The organism is Chloroflexota bacterium (assembly GCA_026713825.1).
GTDB lineage: Bacteria > Chloroflexota > Dehalococcoidia > Lucifugimonadales > UBA1127 > UBA1127.
The window spans coordinates 1-4,238 of the sequence record JAPONS010000035.1 but is presented as its reverse complement, the minus strand read 5'-3'; the positions used below and the strand labels follow the sequence as shown (position 1 = coordinate 4,238).

Below are 4,238 nucleotides of genomic sequence, written 5' to 3'. Positions count from 1 at the left end.
CTCCGCCAGCGGCGCAGCGTGGCGACCGAGATCCCCCACTTCCGCTTGATCGTCTGCAAGCGCACCCCGCCTCTCAGCACCAGCGCGCTCACCAGAACGAACAGGGCGCCCAGATAGAAGCGGCGCCCGAAGAACCGCGCCGACGGAGGAGTCGATCGAAGGCGGCAATCCGCGCAGCAGAAACTGAACCGCCGCGTGCCCTCGTCTCTCATCTCGGGCGCCAGACCGTACGGCTTGCGCGGATACGTCGCGCTGTGAAGCTTGCCGGGGCAGTGTCGGCAGCCCGCCTCGCGGCAGCGCGCCGCCTCGACCTCATCGACATCGTACAGCCATGCCCCGACCTGGGCGTTGCAAAGCATGGAATGGCGGAAAATGTTGTGCGACATTGGGGCCGTCTCTGGAGATTTAGACCGTCACCACGAGACAAAGCCCCTCGGCGAACTTCTTGCAAGATCGCCGAGGGGCACCCACTCCCGAACATCGGCTAAAGCGAGCGGATCAGGCCCCGATCCCCGCTGAAAGACGGCGCGCGCTCAACGAGCTCGTGACTCGCGCTGCTCGGCGGGGCCTGCCCCTGCTCCGCGACCCGGGCTCATGCCGTGGCGAGGCGGGTTGGTGAAGGGTCTCGTCAGCCTGTGTTCAGGCCGGTTGGAGATAGGGGTGGACGGGTTGGAGGGCGCGGAGGGTAAATCCGGAAGGAGAACTATCGGTGGTGGGTTGGAATTATCGCTGGGGACTGGAATTGGGTCGCGGTGGTGGGTGGGCTGTGGAGATCCTCTCGGAAGGGAACGCCATGGGCGGCGAGGTCAATTGCGGTCTGGCGGGAGAGGGTTGGTCCAGTGGCATTTGGGGTACGCGGAGCAGCCGATGAAGTAGGCGTTGTCGTCGCTGCGCTGGCGGACGACGGTCGAGCGTTTGCAGCGGGGACATGTCGAGAGCCGGGGAGGAGGTTGCGGATAGGGGGATGCGTGTGAGCCGGGTTTGGACCCGGGTTCGCAGCTCGCGCAAAAGAGGGCGCCGGGCATGTCGGCGAGGTGGAAGGCGTCGATGGGCCTGCCGCAGGCGATGCAGTGCACGGTCTCGCGGGCTGGGGCCGTTACGGGCGGCTTTTTGCGGTAAAGCGGGGTGCGGCGGACGATGGGCGGCCTTTTGTCGTAGAGCGGGGTGGGGTGATAGACCGGGGTGCGGTGGTAGAGCGGAAGCCTGTGTTCGTCGAGGATGCGTGGTTTGCGCGCGCCGCAGCTGCTGCATTTGAAGGCGTTGAAGAGGGTGGGGATGATTTCGTGCGTGAGGTCGCACTTGAGCGTGCGGCGGGCTGCCGAGAGATCCAGCTCGGCCGAGTGGCTGCAGCTCTCGCACTCGATGAATATCTTGCTGAGCAGGCTCATGTGGGAATCGGCGCCCTTGTGGCGGAGGCCGGTCGCCGGCATGGCGTACGCGTCTCGTAATTATAGGGGAGCTTATGTCCGAAGGTTGAGCGATGAGGGCTGATATCGAGGAGCGCGAGGTGGTTTATGGGTTGCTGACGGCGGTGTATTGGCCGGGAGCGGAGGGGGTCGGTCAGGCGGCCCGTGGAAGGGCGTGTGCCAGGACGTTCGCGCGGACGATGGCTTCGGCGACCTGGGGGCAGACGCTGTTGCCGCACATGCGGATCTGTGCGGTCTTGGTCATGGGCTTGCCATTGATGAGCGGGGCGATGACGTAGGAGTCCGGGAAGCCTTGCGCCCTGAAGAGTTCGCGGGGCGTGAGCATGCGCATGCCGATGTCGTCGAGCACGAAGGTTTGGCCGTCGACGCTGACGGTGACGAGGCCGAGGCGGCCGCGCGTGGGGATGGTGTGCATGGGATCGGCGGGAGCCTGCCACTGGCCGCCCTCGCCGTAGTGCTTGGTGAGAAAGGCGGCGATCAGGCCGTGGTGGCCGCCTGTGGTGATGGTCTTGTGGGGCAGGGTGAGGCGGCCGTCTCCTCCGTTCGTGTTGGACGAGTACTGGTGGCTGAGTGCCGCGGCGACGAGGGCGGTCTTGCCGCCGCCGGCGGCGGTCACGGTGTGCGCGGGAGCCTGGGCGTGCTGGCCGATGCTGGCGCCGAAGTGGCGTGAGAGGAAGGCGGTGACGAGGGCCTGGGTGGTGCCGCGCTGCACGATGGTGGACATGGGCGTGCGCGCATCGTGGCCGGTCATGCCGCCGTTGTGCTGGGCCAGGTAGACGCTCGTCAGCATGGCGCCGTTGGCGCCGGGGACGATGGTGCGGGCGGGGGCGTCCACGGCGTGGCAGCGTGCGCTCTGGCCGTTGCGCTCGCCGTAGCGTGGAACGAAGCAGGGGGAGACGAGGGCGTGTTCGCCCCGGTGCGCGGTTGTGACGGTGCGCACGGGTTCATGGATGCTGTTGGTGCGGCTGTCGCCCTTGTGCGTGACGGGCACGATGAAGGGCTCGGCTGCCTGGATGACGTAGCGGACGGTGCCCCGCGCGATCCGGCGCATGGTGGCGTCGGCGAGGGGGCGCTTGACTCCGACGGCGCGGCCTTCCTCTGCGGAGAGGAAGATGCTGGGGCAGGGGATGCGCCAGTCGATGCACTCGGCGGCGGTCCGGTAGGGGAGGAGGCCGTCGCCGTGCGTGGGTTCGGGCCAGACGATGGGCCGGCCGTCGCAGCGGGCGACGATGAAGAGGCGCTTGCGGAGCGTGGGTGTGCCGTAGTCGCAGGCGCGGAGCTCGCGCCATTCGACGTCGTAGCCGAGCTGGCGAAGCTCGCGGATCCAGCGGCGGAAGGTTTCGCCTTTGCGAGTCCTGTCGGGAAGGCCGTGTTCGTCGAGGGGTCCCCAGTCCCGGAATTCCTCGACGTTCTCGAGGCAGATGAGGGTGGGGCGGGCGCGCCTGGCCCAGAGCAGGACGATCCACGCGAGATCGCGGATGTTGCGCTGGAGGGGTCTGGACCCCTTGGCCTTGCTGAAAGGCTGGCAGTCGGGACTGAACCAGGCGAGGGCGACGGGCCGGCCGCCTGTGGCCTCGATCGGGTCGACTTGCCAGATGTTTCGCTCGAAGTGGCGTGCGCCGGGATGGTTGGCGCGGTGCATGGCGATGGCCTCGGCGTCGTGGTTGATGGCGATGTCGAGGCGGCCGAGGGCGCGCTGGATGCCGAGGGAGGCGCCGCCCCCGCCGGCGAAGTTGTCGACGACGAGGCCGGCGAGGGCGCTGTGCTCGCTCATGGTGGGGTGTCTCGTTGCTGGTGGTGTCGAGGGAGGGGAAGGGCGGAGGGAAGGGTCAGAGCAGTCCCTTCTCCTTGAAGCTGAAGGCGTCCGAGGGGGTGACGACGACGTGGTCGTGAAGGTCGACTTCGATGGTCTTGAGGGCGTCGCGAAGGCGGTTGGTCATCTCCACGTCGGCGCCGGATGGGGTTGGATCTCCGCTGGGGTGCGGGTGGAGGACGACCACGGCGGCGGCGCCGACTTCGAGGGCGCGGATGCAGACCTGGCGGGGATAGACCGGGGTGTAGTTGATGGTGCCGGTCTGCAGGCATTCCTCCCGGATGAGGTGGTTCTTGCTGTTGAGGTAAAGCGCGCGCAGCTCTTCCGTGTCGCGGTGGGCGGCGAGGGAGCGGCAGTAGTCGACGACCTTTTCGTAGGTGGCGAGCTGCGCGTGGAAGCGTTTGGGAAGCGCGGCTTCGGCCATGAGAATGCCGAGGGCTTCTGTGGCCTTGATGGTGGCGATCGCTGCAATGCTGAGGCCGGCGATGGCGCGGAGCGTGTCGGCCCGTGCCGCGAGCACGCGCGGCGCCGTGCCGAAGGTGTCGAGAAGGACAAGGGAGAGGCGCCGGGCTTCGTCTGCCGGATGGGCGGCGGCGAGAAGCAGCTGGAGGAGTTCCCGCTGGTCGACGGCCTCGCGGCCGGCGCGCAGAAGGCGGTCCTGGAGATCGGCCTGGGCGAGGGCGGGGCAGGGTGCCGCGGCCGGGTTGAAGAGAGCGACGTCGTGAAGCGCGGAGGCAGGGCCGGTGCTGGGAGTCATTCGACGGCCCTCCGCAGCTTGCAGAGCAGGGCGTCGATGGTGGCGGGATCGGCGCCGCAGGCCTCGCCCCAGTCGCGGAGGTTGCGCTGGAAGTCGCCGAGTGAGCCGAGGTGCGTGTCGAAGAAGGGATCGTCGGTGGTGGCCGCGAGGACGCAGTTGCCGGAGACGGCGATGCCGGTGATGGCGGGCCGCGTCATCGGCTGGAGCCGAAGAAGCCAGCACAGGAAGGCAGCGAACATGG

5 protein-coding genes are annotated in these 4,238 nt (G+C 68.1%); all 5 read right to left on the bottom strand.

The features are described 5' to 3' along the window. Positions 1-386 (bottom strand): hypothetical protein (locus tag OXC99_04210; GenBank protein ID MCY4624192.1); only part of this gene is annotated, 386 nt, incomplete at its 3' end. Positions 387-806: 420 nt separating this feature from the next. Then, entirely contained in the window at positions 807-1,430 is a 624-nt protein-coding gene (locus tag OXC99_04205; protein MCY4624191.1) for a topoisomerase DNA-binding C4 zinc finger domain-containing protein, read from the bottom strand. A 130-nt stretch (positions 1,431-1,560) separates the two neighbouring features. Then, positions 1,561-3,201, bottom strand: coding sequence for a DNA cytosine methyltransferase (locus OXC99_04200; GenBank protein ID MCY4624190.1), 1,641 nt, complete (start codon positions 3,199-3,201; stop codon positions 1,561-1,563). Between the two features lie 55 nt (positions 3,202-3,256). Then, the gene (gene radC, locus OXC99_04195; GenBank protein ID MCY4624189.1) at positions 3,257-3,997 is read right to left on the bottom strand and encodes a DNA repair protein RadC; all 741 of its coding nucleotides are present in this window, start codon (positions 3,995-3,997) and stop codon (positions 3,257-3,259) included. Next, a partial coding sequence (locus OXC99_04190) for a hypothetical protein (GenBank protein ID MCY4624188.1) occupies positions 3,994-4,238 on the bottom strand: 245 nt, incomplete at its 5' end. The genes OXC99_04190 and radC, both read right to left, overlap by 4 nt.